This is a genomic window from Aeromicrobium sp. SP1 (assembly GCF_055663785.1).
On record NZ_JBQVVK010000001.1, the window covers coordinates 2,481,536 to 2,504,126 of the forward strand.

The following is a 22,591-nucleotide window of genomic DNA, read 5'->3' on the forward strand; positions in this document are numbered from 1 at the left end:
CGGGCGACCTATCTGCGCGAGAGCGGCAGGTCGGTCAGCGCCAGCACCCAGCCATTGCCGAGCGGCAGCTCGACCGCCGAGCGGACCGTTCCCCCGTCGACGGAGGTGCCCGTCTCCGGCAGTTCGCGCAGCCGTGAGCCCTGCACCCATCGGCCGCTGTTGGCCGCGATCACGCGTCGTTCGGCGTTGATCACGACCGCCTCGGCGCCCGCGCGGCGCAGCACGTCGACGAGCCGCCGCTCGAGCTCCTCGAAGAGCAGGTCGACGCCCACCACGCCGATGAACTCGCCGTCGACCTCGACCGGGACGGTGGCGGTGATGATGTACAGCTCGGCGCCCGAGTAGTCGACGTACGGGCCGTACGTCACCCGCGTGCGGCCACCGGGGACGAAGTGGAACCAGTCCATCTCGACGTAGTCGTAGACGTCGATGCTCGAGCGGTCGAAGTTGAGTCGCAGCCGCGAGGTGCGCCCCTCGTGCTGCTGCCACCACAGCATGTACCGCTCGAGGCCGTCCACGATGCCGGGCACGCTGACGTACCCCATGCCGACCTGGATCGGGTCGGCCGCGAGCTCGTCGAAGATCAGGTCCCGGGTCTCGACCAGGTCGGACTCCGTCCAGTCGCTCGCGCGGAACCGGGCTCGGACGTCGTCGGCCACCCGGGTGAGCCGCTCGAAGGCGGGCTCGAGGACCGCGGACGTCGCCCGGGCCAGGTCCTCGGCGCTGGGGATCGCGTCGGTCATGCGGGGTCTCCCTCCTCGATCAGCTGCAGGTGGCGGTCGGTCAGTCGTCTCAGGTTCCCGGCGACGTGGGCCTCGGCCAGCCGGCGCGCCTCCTCGGCGTCCTCGCCGACGACCGCCGTGGCGATCGCGTGGTGCTCGGAGACGAGGGCCTCGATGTCGAGCGGGGACTCCGGCGGCAGCCAGAGCATCCCGGAGACCTCCGCCTGCAGGCCGACCTCGCGCCGGGTGAGCCGTTGCGACTGCGAGGCGACCGCGAGCTCGATATGGAATCGGCAGTCGGCGCGGACGCGATCGCCGGTATTGGTGGCCGACCCCAGTTGCTCGGTGAGGGTGAAGAGCCGTCGCACATTGGGGGCGCCCGCGCGCTCGGCGGCGAGCTTCGCGGTCTGGCCCGCGACGGCGACGTGCTCGTCGACGAGGTCGCGGATGCCGGTCAGCGTCATCGCGGCGAGCCGCTGGCGCAACGGCCCTGGCGGCGGCGACTGCGGCCGCTGGACGAACGAGCCGCCGTGGCGGCCGCGCTTGGTCTCGACGAGGCCCTCGTCGCGCAGGGCGGCCAGTGCATCGCGCATCGTCATCGGCGCCACGTTGAACTGGGCGGCGAGCTCGGCCTCGGCCGGGAGTCGCTCGCCGTCGGCCAGCAGTCCGAGGTGGATCGCCTCGCTGATCCGCTGGACGACCTCGTCCGCCCGCCCACCACGGGACGGCGACAGCAACGGCGTGAGGCCGGACATGGTGACTCCCGTGATGTTCGGGGCGAGTGGGACGACGCCATGTTAGGGCCGTGTGAAGTCTGCCGACCAGTTCCGTTTCACCCCTTGACCGCTAAACCAATAGAAATGTAGGTTTTGTCCGTTCAGTGACTCAGGTCACACGTCCCCCGAGAAAACAGGACTGGGAATGACGACACCCACGACGCCGGCCGACGGCACCGACGGCTACTACAACTTCCACGACCACGACGACGCTGCCCACCTGCACGCACTCGGCTACGAGTCGGAGTTCAAGCGCGAGATGAGCCCCTGGGCGAACTTCTCGCTCGGCTTCACGTACCTCTCTCCCGTGGTCGGCGTGTACACGCTGTTCGCGTTCGCGCTCGCCACCGGCGGCCCGCCGATGATCTGGTCCTTCGTGATCGTCGGCATCGGCCAGCTCATGGTGGCGCTCGTGTTCAGCGAGATCGTCGCCCAGTTCCCGGTCGCCGGCGGCGTCTACCCGTGGGCGCGACGCCTGTGGGGCCGCCGCTACGCCTGGATGACCGGCTGGCTCTACATGGTCGCGCTGCTCGTGACGATCGCCTCGGTCACCTACGGCGCGGGCCCGTTCCTCGCTGCCGTCTTCGGCTTCGAGTCCAGCACCAACACGACGATCCTGTGCGCCCTGGGCCTGCTGGCCGTGGCGACGGTCATCAACTTCATGGGCACCAAGGTGCTCGCGAAGGCGGCGATCATCGGGTTCACCGCCGAGATCATCGGCGCCCTCGTGGTCGGTGGCTGGCTGCTCATCGCGCACCGCGAGCAGAGCTTCAGCGTCCTGTTCGACACGTTCGGCACCGAGGGTGACGGCAGCTACCTGCCGGCGTTCGCGGCCGCGGCCCTGATCGGCATCTACCAGTACTACGGCTTCGAGGCGTGCGGCGACGTCGCCGAGGAGGTCGAGGATCCGGGCAGCCTCATCCCGAAGGCCATGCGTCGCACGATCTACATCGGTGGCGCCGCCGCCACCTTCGTGTGCCTCGCGCTGATCCTCTCGGTCGCCGACATCAACGCCGTGATCTCCGGCGAGGTCGCCGACCCGGTCAGCGCCGTCCTGAACGAGGCGTTCGGCACGGTCGGCGCGAAGCTCGTGCTCGTGGTCGTGCTGCTGTCCTTCCTGTCGTGCGCGATGAGCCTGCAGGCCGCCGCGTCGCGACTGGCGTACTCCTACGGTCGCGACGACATGATCATGGGCAGCTCGCTGCTCAAGAAGTTCTCGGCCACGCGGGCCGTTCCGCCGTACGCGCTGCTCGTCGCGGCGATCGTCCCCGCGGTGATCGTCATCGGCTCGAAGGTCTCCGAGAACGCCATCACGAAGATCATCAGCTTCGCCGCCCTGGGCATCTACATGGGATTCCAGATGGTCGTGCTCGCGGCGCTGCGGGCCCGGCTCAAGGGCTGGGTGCCCAGCGGGAAGTACTCGCTCGGTACCTGGGGCCTGCCGGTGAACATCATCGCGCTCGTCTACGGCGTCGTCGCGATGATCAACATGGCGTGGCCGCGCACCCCGGACGCAGCCTGGTACGACAACTGGATCGTGGCCCTCTCGGCCGTGGTCGTCGTGGCGGTCGGCGTGATCTACATGATCGTGCACCCGCTGCACGACCGCAGCAGCGCGCCGTACGACGACGCGATCCCCAAGGCGTGACGCACGCTCCACCGACGAACGGCCGGCATCCTCGCGGATGCCGGCCGTTCCGGTTCCCGGTCGACTCGAGCGCGCGCCGCTCCCCCGGGGGCGGTGCCTCAGCGCGCGCAGGAGCGCGTGAAGGCGGCCATCAACTCGAGGGCGTGGGGCTCGTTGACCCACAGGATCTCGGGGTGCCACTGCACCGCGACCAGGGGCTCGGTCGCATGCTCGAAGGCCTCGACCAGTCCGTCCGACGACCAGGCCGTCGCGTGCAGGCCCGGCGCGAGGTCGCGCAGGCCCTGGTGGTGCTCGCTGTTCACGTCGAGCTCGGAGACGCCGCCCAGCCAGCGCGACAGCGTGCTGGTCGGGTCGACCGTGACCGGGTGCAGGACGCGCTCCAGCGGCTCCTCGCCGGCTCGGTGCGCGATCGCGGTGGGGTGGTCGCGATCGAGGTCGGCGTACAGCGTGCCGCCGAGGCCGACGTTCACGAGCTGCGCGCCCCGACAGATCGCGAGGACCGGCAGCCCCCGCTCGCGAGCCGCCCCCAACGCCTCCAGCTCGCCCGCATCGCGCACGGGGTTGACGTCGCCGAGGGTCGGGTCGTCCGGGTCGCCGCCGTAGCGCTCAGGGCTGACGTCACCGCCGCCGCTGATGACCAGGCCGTCGACCCGACCGATCAGCTCCGCGACCTGGGGGACCGCCACGGCACAGTCGATCGCGATCGGGACGGCACCCGCGGCGACGAGCCCGCGGAACATGTGCCGCCAGTGCACGAAGCCCTCGAGCTCGGCCGACGAGTACGTCATCGCGACGATCGGCCGGTCCCGAGGATCGAGCGGAGCCGCAGCGGTCATCCGCGCGCCCTCAGCGGAACGCCGGCAGGCCCGTGAGGGCCTGGCCGATGACCAGGGTGTGCATCTCGACCGTTCCCTCGTACGTCAGCACCGACTCGAGGTTGTTCATGTGCCGGATCACCGGGTACTCCAGCGAGATGCCGTTGGCCGCCAGGATCGTGCGGGCCGAGCGGCACACGTCGAGCGCCTCGCGCACGTTGTTGAGCTTGCCCAGGCTGACCTGGTCGCTGCGCAGCGTGCCGAGGTCCTTGCGCCGACCGAGGTGCAGGGCGAGCAGCTCGGCCTTGGCCAGCTCGAGCGCCATGTCCGCCAGCTTGGCCTGGGTCAGCTGGAACCCGGCGATCGGCCGGCCGAACTGCTCCCGCTGACCGGCGTACTCGAGGGCCGACGCGAAGGCCGAGCGACCGGCGCCGACCGAACCCCACACGATCCCGTACCGGGCCTCGTTGAGGCACGAGAGCGGACCCTTGAGCCCGCTGACCTCGGGCAGGACGGCCGACTCGGGCAGCCGCACGCCGTCGAGCACGATCTCGCCCGTGACCGACGCGCGCAGCGACATCTTGTGCTTGATCTCGGGCGCGGAGAAGCCGGGGGTGTCGGTCGGCACGACGAAGCCGCGAATGTCCGCGGGGTTGTCGGACGTCTGGGCCCACACGACGGCGACGTCGGCCACGGGCGCGTTCGTGATCCACATCTTGCGGCCGTCGAGCACCCAGTCCGAGCCGTCGCGACGGGCCCGCGTGCGCATGTTGCCCGGGTCGGAGCCGTGGTCGGGCTCGGTCAGACCGAAGCAGCCGATCGCCTCGCCGGCAGCCATCCGCGGCAGCCACGTCGTCTTCTGGTCCTCGCTGCCCCAGCGCCAGATCGCGAACATCGCGAGCGAGCCCTGCACGGACACGAGCGACCGGATGCCCGAGTCGCACGCCTCGAGCTCGAGGCAGGCCAGGCCGTAGTCGACGGCGCTCAGACCCGCGCACCCGTAGCCCTCGAGGTGCATGCCCAGGACGCCGAGCGTGCCCAGCTCCTTGGCGAGGCCGCGGATGTCGGGGATCTCGCCGGCCTCGAACCAGTCGGCCACGTGGGGCTGGATCCGCGTCTCGCAGTGGTGGCGCACGCTGTCGCGGATCGAGCGCTCCTCGGGCGAGAGGAGGTCGTCGATGCCCGCGAGGTCGAGCGGGTCGACGCGGCGGGTGTTCGTGGTGGTGCTCATGGCGTCCTTCCGGGGGTGGGGTCGTCCGCCGCGAGCCAGCGGCGGATCTCGTCGTCGTGCTCGCCCAGCCCGGGCGGTGCCTTCGGTGGCACCACCTCGCTGTGCGAGTAGGTGATGGGGTGCCGCACCTGCGGCGGGTGGCCCGGACCGACGTCGACCGTCGGCTCCAAACCTAGTTCGGTGGCCAGCGCGAACGCCGAGCCGATGTCGCCGACGACACCGACGGGGACGTCGGCCCCGACGAGTCGGTCGTGCCAGACGGTGGCGTCGTCGGTGCCGAGCGCGGCCTCGAGGGCGGCGACGAGCGCGTCGCGGTTCACGACGCGGGCGGCGTTCGTGGCGAACCGCGGGTCGTCGGCCGCGTCGGGGATGGCGAGCGCCGCGGCCATGCGGCGGAACTGGCCGTCGTTGCCGCACGCCACGGCGAGCAGGCCGTCGCGGCACCGAAGCGTCTCGTACGGCGCGATCGACGGATGCCGGTTGCCCATCGGCTGCGGCGCGGTGCCGGTCGTGAGCCAGTTCGAGGCCTGGTTCGCGAGCGAGCCGAGCAGGCTCGACAGCAGGTTCACCTCGACGTGCTCCCCCACACCCCTGCGCTCCCGCGCGGCGAGTGCGGCGAGGATCCCGATGACGGCGTCCTTGCCCGCGAGCACGTCGACGAGCGCGACGCCCACCTTGTGCGGGTGCTCGGCGTCGGGGCCGGTGATGCTCATCAGTCCACCGACCGCCTGGACGACGAAGTCGTAGCCCGGCAGGGCCGCTCCCGCGCCGCTGCCGTAGCCGGTCAGCGAGCAGTAGACGAGGCGTGGGTTGAGGGTCGCGGCCTGCTCCCAGGCGAGCCCGTAGCGGTCGAGCGTGCCGGTCCGGAAGTTCTCGACCATGACGTCCGCGCGCCGCACGAGCTCGTGCGCGACCTCGAGGTCCTCCGGATCGCGCAGGTCGAGCGCGATGCTGCGCTTCGTGCGATTCGCCGCCTCGAAGTAGGCACTCGTCGTCTCGGTCCAGGGCGGACCCCAGGCCCGGGTGTCGTCCCCGGCGCCCGGTCGCTCGACCTTGATGACGGTGGCACCGAGGTCGGCCAGCATGGTGGTCGCCGACGGCCCGGCCAGGACGCGGCTGAAGTCGGCGACCACGACGCCGTCGAGGGGACTGGTCACGGCGCCACCGGCACGCCGTCGACCCGTCGCGGAAGCCGCCACGGGTTCGCGGACTGCAGGGCAGGGGGCAGTGCGGCGTCGGGGACGCTCTGGAACGCGACCGGCCGGGTGAACCGGTCGAGCGCGCCTGCACCCACCGAGGTGGCGTTCGGGTCGGACGTCGCGGGCCACGGGCCGCCGTGCTGCTGCGCCCACGTCCACGCGACACCGGTGGGCCAGTCGCCGACGGTGACGCGGCCGACGAGCGGCACGAGCAGCTCGAGCGCGGCGGGCAGGTCGGGGTCGTCCTCGCCGGCCATGACGGCGGCCGCGAGCGCACCCTGGAGGCGGCCGAGCACGGTCGCCAGCTCCGCATCATCGGCGTACTCGGCCACGATGGCGACGGGTCCGAAGCATTCGGCGGCGAGCCGGCTGCCGGTCGTGATCGCGGCGGGGTCGGCCTGCAGCAGCACCGCGTCGACCGCGTAGCCCTCGGCGGGTCCGGGGGCGGTGGCCAGGACGGTCGCACCGGCGGTCACGAGGTCGTCGACCCCGGCCCGCGCATGGTCGGCGATCGGTCCCGTGAGCGCCCACCCCGACGGGGCGGCGGTCTTCAAGGCCAGCGCGACGGCCTGCGGGACGCCGCGCCCCGCGGGGGCCAGCAGGAGGCCGGGCTTCGTGCAGAACTGACCGGATCCGAGGGTGAACGAGCCGACGAAGCCGGCCGCGAGCGCCTCGACGTCCGCGGTGCCGCCCGGGGTCACGACGACGGGGTTGACGGTGCCCATCTCGGCGAACACGGGAATCGGGACGGGCCGCGCGAGGGCGCGGTCGCGCAACGCCATGCCGCCGCCCTGCGAGCCGGTGAAGGCGACCGCGCGGATCGCCTCGGCGTCGACCAGCAGCTCGCCGGCACGGAACCCGGTGACGAGGCCGAACGTGCCCGCCGGCGCGCCGGCATCGGCGAGCGCCGAGGTCGCGATCGCGGCGAGCGCGCGGCTCAGCTCGGGGTGCGCCGGGTGGCCCTTGGCGACAACGGGGCAGCCCGCCGCGAGCGCCGAGGCGGTGTCGTTGCCCAGGACGCCGAACGCGAACGGGAAGTTGCTCGCGCCGAACACCGCGACCGGACCGATCGGGACACGCACGCGGCCGAGCGCGGGCGAGGTGGCGGTGGCGGAGTCGAGGGTCGCCGCCGCCCACGTGCCCTCCTCGGCCACGTCCGCGTAGAAGCGCAGCTGCGAGGCCATCCGAGCGAGCTCACCCGTCAGTCGGGGCAGGCCCAGGGCGGTCTCGCGGTCGGCCAGCGGCACCAGCGCGTCCGCCTCGGCCACGAGCCGGTCCGCGACCGCGCGCAGCCAGCCGCCACGCGTGCTCGGGGACGCCCCCGCGACCGCTGCCGCGGCATCGCGCGCGGCCGCGACCGCGACGGTGACCTCGGCGTCGGTGCTGACGGGCAGGTCCTGGCCCACCGCGCCCGTGCGCGGTGCGTGGCTCGCCTCGCTCATCGTCGTCAGGCCGTCGCGGCGCGGACGGCGTCGGCCAGCACGGCCAGCGCATCGTCGAGGAGGTCGTCCTCGATGACCAGCGGCGGCAGCAGCCGGATGACGTTGCCGAACGTGCCGCACACGAGCGTCAGGACACCGGCCGCGTGACAGCGGGCGGCGACGTCCTTCGCGACGGCCGGGGCGGGGGTCGTGCCGTCGGCGCCGACCAGCTCGATCGCGAGCATCGCGCCGCGACCACGCACGTCGCCGATCGCCGGCACCTCGGACTGCAGGGCCGTGAGGGCGGCCGTCGCGCGCTCGCCGATCTCGCGGGCCCGGGCGACGAGGCCCTGCGTCTCGATCGTCTCGATCGCGCCGAGCGCGGCGGCGCACGCCACGGGGTTGCCGGCGTAGGTGCCGCCCAGACCGCCCGGATCGACCGAGTCCATGATCTCGGCGCGGCCCGTCACGGCGGCGAGCGGCAGACCGCCGCCGAGCGCCTTGGCCGTGCAGATGAGGTCGGGGACGATGCCCTCGTAGTCGCACGCGAACATGTCGCCGGTGCGCGCGAACCCGGTCTGGACCTCGTCGGCGACGAACACGATGCCGTGCTCGTGGGCCAGCTCGACGACGCCGGCCAGGTAGCCCTCGGCCGGGACGATGAAGCCGCCCTCGCCCTGGATCGGCTCGACCACGACCGCCGCGACGTTGCTCGCGCCGATCTGCGTCTCGATGACCTCGCGCAGGTGTGCCAGCGCGTCGGCGGCGCACTGCTTCTCGTCGCCGTCGTACCGGAACGGGTACGCGCCGGGCACGCGGTAGACCTCGGGCGCGAAGGGACCGAAGCCCTGCTTGTAGGGCACGTTCTTCGCGGTCATCGTCATCGTCATGAGCGAGCGGCCGTGGTAGGCGTGCTCGAGGACGACCACGGCCGGGCGACCCGTCGCGGTCCGCGCGATCTTGACGGCGTTCTCGACCGCCTCGGCACCCGTGGAGTAGAGCGCGGTCCGCTTCTCGTGGTCGCCAGGGGTGAGCCGGTTGAGTGCCTGCGCGACCTCGACGAAGCCGTCGTACTCGGTGACCATGAAGCACGTGTGCGTGAACTTGCCGACCTGGTCACGGACGCGGTCGACGACGGCGGGGGCGCTCGCGCCGACGCTCGTGACGGCGATGCCGGAGGCGAGGTCGATCAGCTGGTTGCCGTCGACGTCGACGAGGATTCCGCCCTCGGCCCGCTCGATGAACACGGGCAGCGTGACGCCGAAGCCGCGGGGCACGTGCTTCTCCCGCTCGGCGTGACGGGCCTGGGACTGGGGGCCGGGGATCGCGGTCCGCAGGACGCGCTTCTGCTCGATCGGGGTGAGGGTGGTCTCGGTCATGCTTCGAGGCTAGGCCGCGGCACTCGACCGAACACCCTGCCGAAACGTCTAGAATCGACGCCGTGACCACGACGATTCGTCCATCCGGAGCCGTGTCGCTCTCGTGGCTTCTGGAGCGGCCCGCGCTCGGACTGCGACTGCTCGTGGGAGCCGACCCCGATGCCGTCGAGGTGCGGTGGGCGCACTCGATCGAGCTCGAGGATCCCTCGCCGTGGATCGAGGGCGGAGAGCTCATCCTCGTCACGGGCCTGCGCTGGCGCGGCGGCACGGAGGAGGTCCGGACGTACGTCCGCAGGCTGGTCGAGGCGGGCGCCGCCGGACTCGGCTTCGGCACCGGCGTGCGCTTCGCCTCGGTCCCCCGCGCGCTGGTCCAGGCCTGCGAGGAGATCGGTCTTCCGCTCGTCGAGGTGCCGCTCGCGACGCCGTTCCTCGCGGTCGTGCGGGAGCTCGCCGACCATCTGGCGGAGGAGCGCCGCCGCGAGCTGCAACGGGCCGTCGACTTCGGCCGCCGGCTCACCGCGGCCACGCTCGACCGCGGCGTGCGGGGCCTCGTCGACGCGGTGGCGGCCGACCTGGGCTGGTCGGTCCTGCTTCTCGACGGGGAGCTCGAGCGGGTCGCGGCGTCGGCGGCCTCGGCGGGCCTCGCGGCACGAGTCAGGGCCGAGCTCGAGCACGCGCCCGGATCCTCCAGCCTGAGCGTCGTCGACGTGGGCCGGCACCTGTCGGTCGTGCGGGTGGGCTCGCCGACACGTTCGCTGGGCTGGCTCGCCGTCGAGGCGGAGGCGGCGCCGACCGCGCAGGAGCGGTTGCTGCTGCACCAGGCGGCGGCTCTGCTGGCGCTCCAGCTGGCCCGGTCGGCCGACCTCGAGGACCGGTTCCGCGATCTCGCCGCGGCAGCGCTCGGGCAACTGCTGGGTGCCGAGACCGTCCGGCCGTCCCTGGCCGCCTTCGGGTTCGCCGACGACGACCGGATGCGCGTCGTGGTCGCCGAGCCGGGACGCGGTCGGCCGAGCGCCGTCGACATCGTCGAGCACGTGCTCGGCATCCGCCGCGTGCGGCACGTGGTGCGCGAGGACGCGGGGACCGTGGTCGCGGTCGTTCCGGCCGACGTCGCCGAGGAGGACGTGTTCGACTGGGTGGACGCGCTGCGCCTGCTGGGCCGCTCCGACGTCGTTCTCGGAGTGAGCGGACCCACGCCGATGGACCGCGCGGCCGGCGCGGTGGCCCAGGCGCGCCGGGCCGTCGCGGCAGCGCGCCTCGGCCACGATCGCGTCGGGTGGTTCGGCTCGCTCGGTCTCGAGGACCTGCTCGACGACGCCGTCGTCCGCGAGCGCGTCCTCAGCCTCACCGGGGCCGCGCTTGCCGACCTGCTCGCCGCGGACTCCGAGCGCGATCGTGAACTCGTGCGGACCCTGCGGGTGTTCCTGGAGCACCACGGTTCGTGGGAGTCGGCCTCCCGCACCCTCGGCGTCCACCGCCACACCCTGCGCCAGCGCATCGACCGCCTCCGCGACCTCGGCATCGACGTCGACCACCCCCACGAGCGCGCCGCCCTCCTGCTCTCTCTGCTGGCGCACGACCGCTGATCCATTTCGTCGCGGGACCCAACCGTTCGGTGGACGGCTCCGAATCCCGAGAGCGGGACTGGATCCGCCGGTCCCGGAAAGGGATGGAACACCATGAAGCGACGCATCTGGATCTCCCTCATGACGGTCCTCGTGACCGCCCTCGGTTTCGTTCTCGCCGGTCAGGGCGCCGCCAGCGCCCACGCGAGCAGGGCCCACCGATCCGCGGGTCATACCGGCTACACGCAGGTCGTCGTGGATCCGGACGTCTACGCGCTCATCGCCGGCGCCGGCATCACCCCGGCTCCGATCGGCGGCGCGAAGGCCTTCGCGTACCGGGACACGCTGGCCGCGCGGTTCCCGATCACCGGCTACTCGGCGTCGAACCTGCGCATCAAGCACTCCGGTGGGATCAGCCTCACCGCCGGAGCGGCGAGCATCTCGCTCTCGAACTTCTACATCGACCTTGCTCGGGGGAAGGTCAGTGGAGAGGTCGGAGGCGTCGGACGGGTCGACCTGTTCTCGCTCGGCCTGTCGTCCCGGCCCAGCCTGGGCCTGGTCAAGCTCAAGCTGACCGGCACGGCCGCCGGCGCGCTCAACGCGACCTTCGGGGTCAGCGCCTTCTCGGCCGGTGACACGTTCGGCTACGCGACACCGCGCCCGTTCTCGAGGTTCTGACCGATCGCGAGACGACAGGACCCCCGCCGGTCACCCGGCGGGGGTCCTGTGCGTTCACGCGGCGGTGGCGGTGGGATTTGAACCCACGGTGGGCGTGAACCCACACACGCTTTCGAGGCGTGCTCCTTAGGCCGCTCGGACACGCCACCGCGGGAGAGTTTACGGCAGACACCCCCGCCCGGCCCAATCGGGGGAGTCTTAAGCACTTCTGGTCGGGAGCACAGGAACCGCACAGCATGCGCGGCTTGTCTGGATGAAGACGAGAGGACGACGCATGAGCCACGAGACCAACCCCGAGATGTACGACCTGCACCACCCCGCCCCCACCCGGACCACCTATGCGGCGAGCCACCGCCGGTCGACGTTGACCGCCGCCGCGGGGATCGGTGCCGCCTTCGTGCTCGGGGCCGCCGGCCTCACGTACGCCGCGACGGCCGGCGGTGGCACGGCGGTCGAGCAGGACGCCACGACGCAGACCCAGTGGTCGGCTCCGACGGACTCGGACGGCTGGGGCGACCAGAGCGGCCAGGTCCCGCAGTTGGTCCCGCCGGGTTCGCAGGGGCAGGACGCGACGACCTCCGCCGTCGACGCGACCGCGGCGCAGGAGCGCGGACTCGTCTACATCAACACCGTCGTCGGCTACGACCAGGGCGAGGCTGCCGGCACCGGCATGGTGCTCACGTCGAGCGGGACGATCCTGACCAACCATCACGTCGTCGAGGGCGCCACGAGCATCGAGGTCGAGATCGTCAGCACCGGCCAGACGTTCGAGGCCGACCTCGTCGGCTACGACGCGACCGCCGACGTCGCCGTGCTGCAGCTCCAGGGCGCGTCCGGTCTCGACACGGTCGACCTCGACGCGTCCGGCGATGTCCAGGTCGGCGACGAGGTCACCGCGGTCGGCAACGCCAACGGCGACGGCGGCGCGGCGAGCGCCTCCGTGGGGACCGTGAGCGCGCTCGAGCAGCAGATCACGGCCCAGTCCGAATCGGGCTCGGAGGATCTGTCCGGGCTGATCCAGGTCGACGCCGACGTCGTCGCCGGCGACTCGGGAGGCGCCCTCTACGACGCCGACGGCGAGGTCGTCGGGATGACGACCGCCGCGTCGTCCGGTTCCGCCGACATCTCCGGGTACGCGGTCCCGATCGAGGATGCGATCACGGCCGTCGACCAGATCGAGTCCGGGCAGGGGTCCGACAGCGTCGCGATCGGCGGCAGCGCGTTCCTCGGCATCCAGATGTCGACGCAGACCAGCCAGCCGACGGTCGTCGGCACGGTCGACGGCTCACCGGCCGCCGCCGCGGGCATCACCGCGGGCAGCACGATCACCGCAGTGGACGGGACGAGCGTCACCGGCGCCGACGAGGTCTCCGCGGCCATCGCCGCGCACGACCCGGGCGACGAGGTCCCCGTGACGTGGACCGACGCCCAGGGCCAGCAGCACACCGCGACCGTCACGCTCACCACCGGACCGGTGGGCTGAGAAGGACCGCTGGCAGTGACGCTCGAGGGGTGTTTCGTCCGAAAAGTGCCCCCGAACGTCACTGCCAGCGGGCTCCGGACCTGACCCGGCCGCCTAGGGTGGCCACGTGGGGTGGCTGCTCGTGGCGTTGCTGGCGCTCGTCGCGGCAGGTCTCGCGTGGCGCGACCCGCGCCGGCTGAGCATCGGGGTCCTGCTCACCCTCGCGGCCGGGCTCGCGCTCGTCGGCGCGATCGGCAGCCTCGTGCTGGCGGTGGTCGGCTCCGACGATCCGCTCACGCTCGCATGGGCCCTGCTGGAGGCGATCGGCCTGGCGCTGCTCGGGCTCGTGCTGCTCGGTCTGTTCAGCGTGGGGAACGGGTTCGCGATGATCCGTCGCGAGGGCCGCCGACCGGCCAACCTGCTGTCGCTGGCGTTCGGACTGGTCGTGCTCGCCTACTGCGCTCTGATCCTGGTGTTCTGGCTCGCGGACCGTCGACAGGACGATCTGGCCCTCACGCTGTTCCTGCTGCTCGTCGTCGTCGGCCTGCCGCTCATGTACCTGGCCTTCGTCTTCGTGTCCTTCGTGGGCTACGGCCTGCTCTACGGCTGGGGCGTGCGGCGCTGGGGACGCCCCGTGGACGTCGTCGTCGTGCTCGGCGCTGGCCTGCGCGGTGAGGAGGTCACCCCGCTGCTGGCCTCCCGGCTGGCCCGCGGGCGCGAGGTGCTGGATCGCTCGCGCGCCCGCGGACGCGACACCCACCTGATCTGCTCGGGCGGGCAGGGCGCCGACGAGGTCGTCGCCGAGGCCGTCGCGATGGCGGACCACCTCGCCGCGCAAGGAGTCCCGCGCGATCTGCTGTGGCTCGAGGACCGATCCACCAGCACCGAGGAGAACCTCGCCCTCTCGCGCGAGGTGGCCCGCGGACACGGCGTCGAGGGCTGCCGGTTCGCGGTCGTCACGAACGACTTCCACACCTTCCGCGCGGCCCTGCTGATGCGGAAGGTCGACCTCGACGGCTACGCGACGGGAACGCCGACGGCGGCCTACTTCTGGCCGAGCGCCATCCTGCGCGAGTACGCCGCGATCCTGCGCGACCACCGCTGGCTCAACGGCGCGGCGCTCGCGGTGCTGTGCCTGCCGCTCGTGGTGTTCGTCGCGCGGGTCGTGGCGGCCTGATCAGCCGGGCTGGCTGATCGAGAGCATCGTCTCGCTGAACAGGTCGATCTCGTCGTCCTTCGTCCGGCCGGAGCCGGCACCGCCCACGAGGCTCGCGAGCTCGGCCGCGGCGCGCTCGATGCGGCTCTGCAGCGCGCCGTCACCCGAGCTGCCCCAGTCGTGCGGCGAGGCGAAGACGCCCGTCGGCACGACGACGGCCTGCAGGTACGCGAACAGCGGCCGCAGCGCGAAGTCGATCACGAGCGAGTGCCGGGCGGTGCCGCCGGTGGCCGCCACGAGGACGACCTTGCCGATCAGCGCGTCGTTGTCCATCGCGTCGACGAAGGACTTGAACAGGCCCGGGTACGACGCCTTGAACGTCGGCACCGCGACGACGAGCGCGTCGGCCTCGCCGACCTGGTCGTAGACGTGCTGCAGGCGCGGGGCGGCGAAGCCCGTGAGCGCGGCGTCCGTGATCTCGTGGGCCAGCTCGCGCAGGTTCACGGTCTCGACGGTGGCAGCGCCGTTCAGGGCGGTCGCCGCGGCGGCGCCGAGCCGGTCGGCGAGCATTCGCGTCGTCGACGGCTCGCCGACCCCGGCGGACAGGACCACGATCTTGATGCTCATGCGGAGACCTCCTCCGGCTGGGTCGCGAGGGCGGCGTCGCGGGCGGCAACCTGCGACGCGTGGGTGGGCGCGTCGGGGACGTCGGCCGGCCGCCGCGCGTCGAACTCGGCGCGCATCGTCGGCAGGATCTCGCCCAGCAGGTCGAGCTGCTCGAGGACCGACTTGAGCGGCAGGCCCGCGTGGTCGACGAGGAACAGCTGGCGCTGGTAGTCGCCGAAGTACTCCGCGAAGTCGAGCGTGCGCTCGAGCACCTGCTGCGGGCTGCCGACCGTCAGCGGGGTCTGGCTCGTGAAGTCCTCCATGCTCGGTCCGTGCCCGTAGACGGGCGCGTTGTCGAAGTACGGCCGGAACTCGTTGACGGCGTCCTGGCTGTTCTTGCGCATGAAGAACTGGCCGCCCAGACCGACGATCGCCTGCTCGGGCGTGCCGTGGCCGTAGTGCGCGTAGCGCTGGCGGTAGAAGTTGATGAGCCGGATGTAGTGCTCCTTCGGCCAGAAGATGTTGTTGGCGAAGTAGCCGTCGCCGTAGAAGGCGGCCAGCTCGGCCACCTCGGGCGTGCGGATCGAGCCGTGCCACACGAACGGCGCGACGCCGTCGAGCGGCGCGGGCGTCGAGGTGTAGCCCTGCAGCGGCGTGCGGAACTGGCCCTCCCAGTTGACGACCGGCTCACTCCAGAGCTTGCGCAGTAGCTGGTAGTTCTCGATCGTCAGCTCGACGGCCTTGCTGATGTCCTTGCCGAACCACGGGTAGACCGGCGCGGTGTTGCCGCGGCCGAGCATGAGGTCCATGCGGCCGTCGACGAGGTGCTGCAGCGTCGCGTAGTCCTCGGCGATCTTGACCGGGTCGTTCGTCGTGATGAGCGTCGTCGAGGTCGAGAGGATGATCTTCTCGGTCTGCGCGCCGATGTAGGCCAGCGTCGTCGTGGGGCTCGAGGGAACGAACGGGGGGTTGTGGTGCTCGCCCGTGGCGAAGACGTCCAGGCCCACCTCCTCGGCCTTCTTGGCGATCGCGACGGTGTTCTTGATCCGCTCGTGCTCGCTGACGGTCGTGCCGTTCACCGGGTCGGGCGTGACGTCGCCGACGGTGAAGATGCCGATCTGCATGGTGCTCATGGAGTCACTCTCCCACAAAGTAGTTAAACATTCAACTAGTGGAACGCGGGACGGCGCGGGGTATTCCCGCAGGGGTGGCGAGGGCGTCCGGCCGCTCAGCGCCGGTCGTCGAAGAAGCCGCGCAACAGGGCGGCGGAGGGGTCTGCGAGCACGTCCGGGACCACCTCGGGACGGTGGTTGAGGCGCCGGTCTCGCACGACGTCCCACAGCGATCCGACCGCACCGGCCTTGGCGTCCCACGCCCCGAACACGAGCCGGTCGACCCGCGAGGACACCACCGCGCCGGCGCACATCGTGCACGGCTCGAGCGTCACGACAAGGGTGCATCCGTCGAGCCGCCATCGGCCGAGCGTCGCGGCGGCCGCCCGCAGGGCGACGACCTCGGCGTGGCCCGTGGGGTCGAGATCGCGCTCGCGCGTGTTGCGTCCCTCGCCGACGACCACGCCGTCGTGCACGACGACCGCGCCGACCGGGACGTCGCCTGCGGCCGCCGCGTCGCGCGCGAGGTCGAGAGCGCGTTCCATGAACGGCGCCCAGGGGGACGGGGTCACCCGACGATCGCCTCGAACTGGTCGCCGAAGCCGAGCTTGTCCGCGAGGTCGGCGAGCGCCTCGTCGGGATAGAGCTCGTCGTCGTCGCACAGCAGCTCCAGCTCGACCGACGCGAGGCCGAGGTCGCTCACGATCTCGAGGTCGCCGACCGGGATCGGGTCCTCGTCCGCGTCGGGAGCATTGACGAGGTCGGCCAGCTCGGCGGCCAGCGGCCAGTCCCACGTCGCCGTCGAGTCCGACAGCAGGACGCGCACGTGGTCGCCGCTGCGACGCACGATCACGAAGAAGTCGTCGTTGACCGAGGCCATGCCGAGCACGCCCACCTCGGACGGGAAGCGCAGCAGCGCATCGGTGAAGCCGTTGAAGTCCTCACCCAGTCGCGGGGGCAGCTCCACCACGGTCCAGGCGCCGTCGTCGCGGTATGCGGCGACCACGAAGTCGACATCGTCTTCGGCCACACAGCGATGGTGACAGACGCCCCGAGTCGACCGCTACCCTCGACGCATGCGCGTCCACGTCGCCGACCATCCGCTCATCTCCCACAAGCTGTCGGTCCTGCGGGACGAGAACACCGACTCGCCCACGTTCCGACGACTCACCGAGGAGCTCGTCACGCTGCTCGCCTACGAGGCCACGCGTGACGTCAGCGTCGAGACCGTCGACGTCGTGACCCCCGTGGCCGCCACGAAGGGCGTCAAGCTGACCAGCCCCGGGCCGCTCGTCGTCCCGATCCTGCGCGCGGGACTCGGCATGCTCGAGGGCATGCAGCGACTGCTGCCGACCGCCGAGGTGGGATTCCTCGGCATGATCCGCAACGAGGAGACGCTGCAGGCCGAGACGTATGCCGAGCGCCTGCCCGACCGGCTCGACGGCCGTCAGTGCTACGTCCTCGACCCGATGCTCGCCACCGGCGGCACGCTCGCGATGGCGATCGACTTCCTGGTGCGCCGCGGCGCCACGCAGATCACCGCGATCACGCTGCTCGCCGCACCGGAGGGGATCGAGCGGGTCGAGGCCGACACCGCCCACATCGACGTCCCGGTCACCCTCGTGACGGCCGGCCTCGACGAGCGCCTCAACGACAAGGGCTACATCGTGCCCGGGCTGGGCGACGCGGGCGACCGCCTCTACGGCGTCGTCGACTGAGGCCGTCGTGAAGGACTTCATCGCCGCCCTGCCCAAGGCCGAACTGCACGTCCACCACGTCGGATCGGCCTCCCCGGACACGGTCGCGCGGCTCGCGGCACGCCACCCGGACTCGCCCGTGCCGGCCGACCCGCAGGCGCTCGCCGACTACTTCACGTTCACCGACTTCGGCCACTTCATCGAGGTCTACCTCTCGGTCGTCGACCTGCTGCGCACGCCCGAGGACCTGTGGACGCTGACCCACGAGGTCGGCCGCGACCTCGCGGCGCAGAACGTCCGCTACGCCGAGCTCACGATGACGCCCTACACGTCGATCGCGCGGGGCATCGCCGCCGAGGCGTACGTCGAGGCGATCGAGGACGCCCGGCGCGCGGCCGAGCGCGACTTCGGACTGACGTTGCGCTGGATCTTCGACATCCCCGGCGAGTCGGGCGTGCCGTCGGCCGACGTCACCCTCGACACGGCCCTGCGGCTGCGCCCCGAGGGGCTCGTCGCGTTCGGCCTCGGTGGTCCGGAGCAGGGCGTGCCGCGGCCGCAGTTCGCACCGCACTTCGCCGCGGCCCGGGCGGCCGGCCTGCACAGCGTCCCGCATGCCGGGGAGTCGACGGGGCCGGAGTCGATCTGGGACAGCCTCGACCACCTCGGCGCCGAGCGGATCGGGCACGGCATCGCCGCCGCGCAGGACCCCGCGCTCATGGAGCGGCTCGTCGCCGACGGCATCGCGCTCGAGGTGTGCCCGACGTCGAACGTGCGGACCCGGTCCGTGCCGTCGCTCGAGGAGCACCCGCTGCCGACGCTCGTCGCGGCCGGTGTGACCGTCACGATCAACTCCGACGACCCGCCGATGTTCGGCACGACGCTGAACCGCGAGTACGAGATCGCGGCCGACCTGCTGGACCTGGACGAGGCCGGAGTCGTGGCGCTCGCCGAGGCGGCCGTCGACGCCAGCTTCGCCCCCGACGACGTCAGGACCGCACTGCGCGCCGACCTCGCCGATGTGCGGGCTCGCCACCTTCCCGGCTGACCGCGCCTAGGTCGTCGTCGCCACCGGCAGCTCGACGCTACGGCGCCCCGGCCGCAGCATCGTCCCGGCCAGGCTGCACAGGAGGGCCATCGCGACCAGCACGAGGAACGCCATCTCGTAACCCGCCCGGTCGGATCGGCCCGTCGCCGGATCGATGTGCGCCACCACGACAGACGTCAGGACGGCCGTGCCGATCGCGCCGCCGATCGTGCGAAGATTGGCGTTCATTCCACTGACCACGCCGGTCTGCTCGCGCGGGACGGCCGTGACGATCGCGGCCGACACGCAGGCGAAGGTCATGCCGATGCCCATCCCGATCGTCCCGCAGGCCAGGTACACGGTCCACGGCTCGTGCCAGATCACCGTGGTGCTGACGCCCGCGGCGGCGAGCAGCCCGCCGCCGGCCACGACACGACCCGCCGAGATGCGGGCGGCCAGCGGCACGGCCACGAAGCCGGTCACGAACGTCGAGAGCGCGGCCGGCAGCAGCATGAGGCCCGACTCGCCGACGGTCGACCCGAATCCGACGGGCGAAGGTTGCTGCACCCACTGCGGCACGTACGCGTACGAGCCGATCGCGACGAACCCCGCCGCGAGCGACGCGAGGTTGCCGAACAGGACGGTCCGCTCGCGCATGATCGACATGTCGATGATCGGGACCGCGACGCGCAGCTCGGTCAGGACCCAGGCCACGAGCATGACCAGGCCGGCCCCGAACGCCACCAGCACGGAGGTGTCCGACCAGCCGCGTCGAGGGGCCCACGTCAGGCCGAGCATCAGCAGGACCAGCCAGGCCGCGAGGAAGGCGGCCGACCAGGGATTCACCCAGGCGCCGCCCGCTCTCGCCGGCGCCTGGACGTACCGATGCGCAGCGATCGCCGCCAGCAGCGTCACGACACCCGGTACGACGAACAGCCACCCGAGGCTGGTGGCCTCCAGGAGCGGGCCCGCGATCACCATCCCGGTGGCCATGCCCACCGCGATGAGACCGTTGAGCAGGCCGATGCGCTTCGCGACCACGTCATGGGGCAGGACGTCCCGCACGATGCCGAAGGCCAGCGGCATGATGCCGCCGGCAGCACCCTGGATCGCCCGCGCCGCGATCATGACGCCGATCGTGGGTGCGATCGCGGCCAGGAAGCAGCCGAGCGCGAGCACGATGAGCGACAGCACGAGGATGCGCGAGGGACCGAACATGTCGCCGATCCGGCCCAGCATCGGCGTCGCCACCGCGGCGGAGATCAGGTAGGCGGTCAACACCCAGGTGGCCGTGGCCGCACTGGTGTCGTACTCGTCGGCGATCGATCCGATGACCGGGATCGACATCGCCTGGACGAGCGCGTAGGACACGATCGCCAGCCCGAGCACCGACGTGACCACCACGTCCCTACGGCGGTCGACCGCCGTCGTGACGGCGTTCAGGATCTCGCCGGGTCGGCGGCAAGTCCGCGACGGGTCAGGTCGCGCGCGGTGGCCACCAAGGTCTCGAGCGGCACGGTGCTGTCGGCCCACCACTCGGGCGTCCAGTTGAGGGCACCGATGACCAGGAGCTGCGCCGTGCGCAGGTCGAGCTCGGGCCGCAGCTCGCCCTGGTCGCGGGCCTGTTCGAAGAGCCGCTTCCAGACGCGACCGTACCGGCGCTGGTCGGCCCGCATGCGCTCACGCATCTCGGTGGGCATCTGACCCACGTTGCGCACGGCGGCGGTCGTGTAGTCGGACAGCTCGTGCAGGGCGCGCAGGTGGGCCTCGACCGCGACGCAGATCTTGTCCAGGGCCGGGGTGTCCGGATCGAGCTCCTCGATCGCCTGCGTCACCCGCGTCTCGGTGCCGATCTGGCCGAGTCGGATGACGTCCTCGATCAGCTCCTCCCGCGACGCGTAGTAGTAGTAGATCGCCGGCGCCTGCACGCCCGCCGCCGCGGCGATGTCGCTGAGGCGGGCGGTGGCCATGCCACGCTCGGTGAGCACGCGGGCCGCGGCGGTCCGGATGCGCTCCTGCGTCCTGGCCGACTTGTCGGTCAGGACCCGCGGTGCCACCGCGGCGGTCACCTCAGCGTCCGGCACTGACGAGCTCCTGGGAGTCGGTTGCGGGCTCGAAGACGAAGTCATCGGGGTCGACCTCCCGGGTCAGCATCCAGTAGTCCACCACGCGCCACGGCGAGTTCGTGACGATGCGACCGTTCGCGTTGCGGTACCACGTGTCCATGCCGCGGTGGCTCCAGATCATACGGTCGTGCTGGGCGTCCACGCGATCGTTGTACGCGTCGTGCACGTCGCGACGGACCTCGAAGGCGCCCGTGCTCTCCTCGATCATGCGGACGCACATCTCGGTGATGTACTGGGCCTGGCACTCGCCGGCGAACATGTAGCTGCCGCCGTGACCCAGGTTGACGTTCGGTCCGTACATGACGAACAGGTTGGGGAAGTCCGGAACCGTGAGGCCGAGGTAGGCCTTCGCGTCCTCGTCGCCCCAGAGCTCGCGGATGGAGACGCCACTGCGGCCACGGATGTCCATCGGGTAGAGCATCTTCTTGGCCTCGAAACCGGTGGCATACACGATCACGTCGAGATCGACGTGCTCGCCGTCCGCCGTAGTCAGGCCGGTCGCGTCGATCGAGGCGACCGGATCGGTGACGAGGTCCACGCGGTCCTTGCGGATCGCGGCGTACCAGCCGTTGTCGATCAGCATGCGCTTGCCGAACGGCGGGTAGGTCGGTTGCGACTTCGCCAGCAGGTCGGGGCGACCGTCGAGCTGCTCCTCGATGTAGGAGGTGAGCCCGCGGCGGTGCGCATCGTTGTGGGCGTTGACCGACCGCTCGGGGTGCTTCCACGTGGGATCGATCTCGAGCGACGGGTAGAGCCGGTCGTTGATCAGCCACGACAGTCGCAGCCGGAACCAGAGGCGGTAGTTCGGCACGTGGTCCATGAGCCAGTGCACGTGGTCCGGCACGGCGGTCGTGTAGTTGAAGCTCGGTGCGATCCACTGCGGCGAGCGCTGGAACACCGTCAGGTGCTCGACCTGGTCCGCGACCGCCGGGACAATCTGCATGGCGCTGGCCCCGGTGCCGACCACGCCCACCTTCATGCCCGTCACGTCGAAGCCCTCGGGCCACTGGGCGGAGTGGAACTGCGGGCCGGCGAAGCTCTCGGAACCCGCGATCCGGGGGATGGCGGGGCGGTTCAGCTGTCCGACCGCGGTCACGACCACGTTCGCGACGTGCTCGGCGACGGTGCCGTCGGCGCTGCGGACGGTCACGGTCCAGCGCTGGGTGTCCTCGTCGTACACGGCCGACTGCACGTCGGTGTCGAACTGCACCTGGTCGTAGACCCCGGTCGTGCGGGCGACGTCTCGGACGTACCCGAGCACCTCGTCGCGCTTGCCGTAGTAGGTCGACCACCGGCGCGGCTGGTACGAGAAGCTGTAGACGTGGCTCGGGGTGTCGACGCCGCATCCGGGGTAGCGGTTCTCCCACCACGTGCCGCCGACGTCGGGGTTCTTCTCGAAGATCGTCGCTCGGATGCCGACCTGCTTGAGCTCGACCGCGGCGGAGATGCCGGAGATGCCCGCTCCGACGATGATGACCGAGAAGTCCTCGGCACCGTCGACCGGCGTGCGCTCACGACCGCCCTCGACGACGGCTCGCATGTCCTCGGCGAACATCGGGCCGAACTCGACCGGAACCTGCTCGCCCATGCACGTCGTGATCATCTCGACGAGCAGCTCGTCGTCGGGCATGGGGAACGCCATCGGCGTCCCGGTGCTCCACGCCATCAGGATGTCGAACGCGGCCGCGCGGATCTCGTCCTGGATCTCAGGGCTGAAGCCACCCGTGTCGTTGTCGCTCATGCCCTTGGTACGAGCCGGCCGATACGGGTCGCTCAGCCACCGGCGGTCGCCGCCCAGCTGGAACATGACCATCAGGAGGGTCGGCAGGTTGGCGACCGCAAGACCGGCACGCAGCGCCTGCGTGTCGAAGGGCTTGGGCTGAAGGCTCATCGGGCACTCCTCAATCTCTTTGAATCTAAAATAGATTAAAAAACGCGGCGACGCCACCCTGCCGCGCATCACACGGTGTGGGA

21 protein-coding genes and 1 tRNA gene are annotated in these 22,591 nt (G+C 71.5%); 7 read left to right on the forward strand and 15 right to left on the reverse strand.

Translation table 11 applies throughout. The features are described from left to right. Positions 1-8: 8 nt before the first annotated feature. Together ACT26F_RS12260 and ACT26F_RS12265 are read right to left on the reverse strand one after the other, a co-directional pair. Positions 9-743, reverse strand: coding sequence for a cache domain-containing protein (locus ACT26F_RS12260; protein WP_471670827.1), 735 nt, complete (start codon positions 741-743; stop codon positions 9-11). Continuing rightward, a complete protein-coding gene (locus tag ACT26F_RS12265; protein WP_471670828.1) occupies positions 740-1,477 on the reverse strand; it encodes a FadR/GntR family transcriptional regulator in 738 nt (245 codons plus the stop codon). The genes ACT26F_RS12260 and ACT26F_RS12265 overlap by 4 nt, the downstream gene beginning before the upstream one ends. A 166-nt stretch (positions 1,478-1,643) precedes the next feature. Here ACT26F_RS12265 and ACT26F_RS12270 point away from each other — a divergent pair, with 166 nt between their 5' ends. Further along, a complete protein-coding gene (locus tag ACT26F_RS12270; protein WP_471670829.1) occupies positions 1,644-3,146 on the forward strand; it encodes an APC family permease in 1,503 nt (500 codons plus the stop codon). 98 nt (positions 3,147-3,244) lie between these two features. Here the strand turns inward: ACT26F_RS12270 and ACT26F_RS12275 are convergent, their stop codons facing one another. The 5 genes from ACT26F_RS12275 to gabT are packed head-to-tail and all read right to left on the reverse strand — an operon-like array spanning position 3,245 to position 9,191. Further along, the gene (locus ACT26F_RS12275; protein ID WP_471670830.1) at positions 3,245-3,982 is read right to left on the reverse strand and encodes a gamma-glutamyl-gamma-aminobutyrate hydrolase family protein; all 738 of its coding nucleotides are present in this window, start codon (positions 3,980-3,982) and stop codon (positions 3,245-3,247) included. Positions 3,983-3,992: 10 nt separating this feature from the next. Continuing rightward, positions 3,993-5,192, reverse strand: coding sequence for an acyl-CoA dehydrogenase family protein (locus tag ACT26F_RS12280; RefSeq protein WP_471670831.1), 1,200 nt, complete (start codon positions 5,190-5,192; stop codon positions 3,993-3,995). Further along, the gene (locus tag ACT26F_RS12285; protein WP_471670832.1) at positions 5,189-6,349 is read right to left on the reverse strand and encodes a CaiB/BaiF CoA transferase family protein; all 1,161 of its coding nucleotides are present in this window, start codon (positions 6,347-6,349) and stop codon (positions 5,189-5,191) included. The genes ACT26F_RS12280 and ACT26F_RS12285 overlap by 4 nt, the downstream gene beginning before the upstream one ends. Then, complete coding sequence (locus ACT26F_RS12290; RefSeq protein WP_471670833.1) at positions 6,346-7,833, reverse strand: aldehyde dehydrogenase family protein; 1,488 nt, start codon at positions 7,831-7,833, stop codon at positions 6,346-6,348. The genes ACT26F_RS12285 and ACT26F_RS12290 overlap by 4 nt, the downstream gene beginning before the upstream one ends. Before the next feature lie 5 nt (positions 7,834-7,838). Next, positions 7,839-9,191, reverse strand: coding sequence for a 4-aminobutyrate--2-oxoglutarate transaminase (gabT, locus tag ACT26F_RS12295; protein ID WP_471670834.1), 1,353 nt, complete (start codon positions 9,189-9,191; stop codon positions 7,839-7,841). A gap of 62 nt (positions 9,192-9,253) precedes the next feature. On the opposite strand from gabT, the gene ACT26F_RS12300 reads away from it, so the two are divergent. After that, complete coding sequence (locus tag ACT26F_RS12300) at positions 9,254-10,777, forward strand: PucR family transcriptional regulator (protein WP_471670835.1); 1,524 nt, start codon at positions 9,254-9,256, stop codon at positions 10,775-10,777. Between the two features lie 93 nt (positions 10,778-10,870). Further along, complete coding sequence (locus ACT26F_RS12305; protein WP_471670836.1) at positions 10,871-11,434, forward strand: hypothetical protein; 564 nt, start codon at positions 10,871-10,873, stop codon at positions 11,432-11,434. A gap of 62 nt (positions 11,435-11,496) precedes the next feature. Here the strand turns inward: ACT26F_RS12305 and ACT26F_RS12310 are convergent. After that, a tRNA-Ser gene (locus tag ACT26F_RS12310) sits at positions 11,497-11,583 on the reverse strand. 125 nt (positions 11,584-11,708) lie between these two features. On the opposite strand from ACT26F_RS12310, the gene ACT26F_RS12315 reads away from it, so the two are divergent. Together ACT26F_RS12315 and ACT26F_RS12320 are read left to right on the forward strand one after the other, a co-directional pair. Beyond that, complete coding sequence (locus ACT26F_RS12315) at positions 11,709-12,917, forward strand: S1C family serine protease (RefSeq protein ID WP_471670837.1); 1,209 nt, start codon at positions 11,709-11,711, stop codon at positions 12,915-12,917. A gap of 106 nt (positions 12,918-13,023) precedes the next feature. Continuing rightward, positions 13,024-14,073, forward strand: coding sequence for a YdcF family protein (locus ACT26F_RS12320; RefSeq protein ID WP_471670838.1), 1,050 nt, complete (start codon positions 13,024-13,026; stop codon positions 14,071-14,073). On the opposite strand, the gene ACT26F_RS12325 is transcribed toward ACT26F_RS12320, so the two are convergent. From ACT26F_RS12325 to ACT26F_RS12340, 4 genes are all read right to left on the reverse strand, one after another. Next, complete coding sequence (locus ACT26F_RS12325) at positions 14,074-14,679, reverse strand: CE1759 family FMN reductase (protein WP_471670839.1); 606 nt, start codon at positions 14,677-14,679, stop codon at positions 14,074-14,076. Next, positions 14,676-15,782: an LLM class flavin-dependent oxidoreductase gene (locus ACT26F_RS12330; protein ID WP_471671684.1), complete on the reverse strand. Its 1,107-nt coding sequence runs from the start codon at positions 15,780-15,782 to the stop codon at positions 14,676-14,678. Before ACT26F_RS12330 ends, ACT26F_RS12325 begins: the two co-directional genes overlap by 4 nt. A gap of 104 nt (positions 15,783-15,886) precedes the next feature. Continuing rightward, positions 15,887-16,315, reverse strand: coding sequence for a tRNA adenosine(34) deaminase TadA (gene tadA, locus ACT26F_RS12335; RefSeq protein WP_471670840.1), 429 nt, complete (start codon positions 16,313-16,315; stop codon positions 15,887-15,889). Positions 16,316-16,338: 23 nt separating this feature from the next. Beyond that, on the reverse strand, positions 16,339-16,800 hold the full coding sequence (locus ACT26F_RS12340) for a tRNA adenosine deaminase-associated protein (protein WP_471670841.1): 462 nt from the start codon (positions 16,798-16,800) through the stop codon (positions 16,339-16,341). A 46-nt stretch (positions 16,801-16,846) separates the two neighbouring features. On the opposite strand from ACT26F_RS12340, the gene upp reads away from it, so the two are divergent. Together upp and ACT26F_RS12350 are read left to right on the forward strand one after the other, a co-directional pair. Further along, the gene (upp, locus tag ACT26F_RS12345) at positions 16,847-17,488 is read left to right on the forward strand and encodes a uracil phosphoribosyltransferase (protein WP_471670842.1); all 642 of its coding nucleotides are present in this window, start codon (positions 16,847-16,849) and stop codon (positions 17,486-17,488) included. A gap of 7 nt (positions 17,489-17,495) precedes the next feature. Further along, positions 17,496-18,512, forward strand: a complete 1,017-nt coding sequence (locus ACT26F_RS12350) for an adenosine deaminase (RefSeq protein WP_471670843.1) — start codon at positions 17,496-17,498, stop codon at positions 18,510-18,512. Positions 18,513-18,518: 6 nt separating this feature from the next. Here the strand turns inward: ACT26F_RS12350 and ACT26F_RS12355 are convergent, their stop codons facing one another. The 3 genes from ACT26F_RS12355 to ACT26F_RS12365 are packed head-to-tail and all read right to left on the reverse strand — an operon-like array spanning position 18,519 to position 22,508. Further along, a complete protein-coding gene (locus ACT26F_RS12355) occupies positions 18,519-19,895 on the reverse strand; it encodes an MFS transporter (RefSeq protein WP_471670844.1) in 1,377 nt (458 codons plus the stop codon). A gap of 35 nt (positions 19,896-19,930) precedes the next feature. Beyond that, positions 19,931-20,575 carry a TetR family transcriptional regulator gene (locus tag ACT26F_RS12360; RefSeq protein ID WP_471670845.1) on the reverse strand — a complete coding sequence of 215 codons (645 nt, stop codon included), beginning with the start codon at positions 20,573-20,575 and terminating at the stop codon, positions 19,931-19,933. After that, complete coding sequence (locus ACT26F_RS12365; protein ID WP_471670846.1) at positions 20,562-22,508, reverse strand: flavin-containing monooxygenase; 1,947 nt, start codon at positions 22,506-22,508, stop codon at positions 20,562-20,564. The genes ACT26F_RS12360 and ACT26F_RS12365 overlap by 14 nt, the downstream gene beginning before the upstream one ends. Positions 22,509-22,591: the final 83 nt, after the last annotated feature.